The organism is uncultured Planktosalinus sp. (genome assembly GCF_963973675.1).
GTDB lineage: Bacteria > Bacteroidota > Bacteroidia > Flavobacteriales > Flavobacteriaceae > Planktosalinus.
In genome coordinates this window covers 1-1,570 of sequence record NZ_CAXBAN010000480.1, presented here as the reverse complement: position 1 = coordinate 1,570, position 1,570 = coordinate 1, and the positions used below count along the sequence as shown (strand labels likewise).

The 1,570-nt window shown below is 38.0% G+C and carries 1 protein-coding gene; it reads right to left on the bottom strand.

What is annotated here, in order from left to right; translation table 11 throughout:
• On the bottom strand, positions 1-1,570 hold a 1,570-nt coding region (locus tag AACY61_RS13530; RefSeq protein ID WP_339612111.1), incomplete at both ends, for a PAS domain S-box protein.

Genomic DNA, 1,570 nt, shown 5'->3' with positions numbered 1-1,570 from the left:
TTCCGGTGATAACCCCCAAATTTTATGAGATGCTTCACTTACTGATACCATAGCATCGGTCCTGTCGGGATACATATAATATTGAAAAGTGACGCCCGGTAAATCATTGGTGATAGATTGAAGTCTGTGTTCTGTTTCTTTAATTTTTGTGATGTCTTGAAAACTTCCAAATATCCTAACACAAATACCATTCACTATTTCAGGCTTGGCGATGGCTTTAACCCACTTTTCATTGCCTTTAAATGTGATGAGTGCCGCTTCAAATTCAAAAGGCGCACCTTTATTGATGGCATTTTGAACAGTGGCTGCCACCTGGTCTCTAAAATCTTCCCTGAAAAACGCAATAGCACTTGAAAGTTCCGGTGTGTATACATCTGGGGTGGTTTCATAAATAGTGTAAATAATGTCAGACCAGGTTAGTTTGTCTGTTGTCAGATCAATTTCCCAACCTCCAATGGTTGCCAATTCTGATGCATTGGAAACCACTTCACGCAGCTTTTTCTCGTCAGTGATGTCTATAGCTGTTGCATACATCACCCCCTCTTCAGGAATGCAGTTGCAATTCCAATTCAACCAGAGGGTCTTTCCTTTTTTTGTGATATATCGGTTTTCAAATTTAAAAATGGTTTCACCTTCCTGAAGTTGCTGTATCGCTTTTGCAGAAATGTCAATATCTTCAGGATGGACAAATTGATTGAAGTTGGCTCCCAATAACTCTTCCTCCTGATAGCCCAAAAGATCACATCCCGCTTTATTGATTTTTAAAAAAGTTCCATCAAAAGTTGCGAGACAAATTAAATCAGGCAGGGCCTCAAATAAATGATGTAAGTCACTTTCCAGCCGTTTTCTTTTAATTTCTGTCCCAATAAATATTCCAAGTTCGGTTAAAACAGGTTCAAATTTTTTTAGAAAATTTTCATCTTGTGTTGAACCCAGTAGCAAAACCCCTACCTGAGCTTCCTGACCTATAAGTGGGATGCCTAATACAGAATTGATCGCTGCTTTTTTTGAAGCTTCATTTCTCAGAAATATATTCTTGATTTTAGTTGTGTCCCATAATAACGGGCTGTTTGCTTTCCAAACCAACCCCTGAAGTCCCTGGCCAAAATCAGTTTCTAAAAGCTTATTTGAATAAGAATAAAACTGCTCACCTTCACGGGTAGAAGCATAGGAGGAAAATAGACGTAATTTATTTTTTTGATTACTGTGAAGCCAAATTTCGCTGAATGAAAAGTTACCTATAGAGACAACAAGCTTTGTAAGTTCCTGAAGTGTTTGATATAAATCAGTAGTGAGATTAAATACGTCCCCTATTTGACTAATCAGCTCTTTTTTTAATTGTTCATTTTTAACTTCTGTAACATCACGTTCAATAGCAATCCAGTGTGTATACCATCCATTTTTATCAGCGACCGGTGATACAGTGAAGTTGATCCAGAATTCCTCCCCGTTTTTTTTGTAATTTAAAGTAGTAATTTCACACGACTCCCAGTTTCTTAAGGCTTTTCCCAGTCTGTCCAGTTCTTTACGGTCAGATTTTGGACCTTGCAAAATACGGGGCGATTTGCCA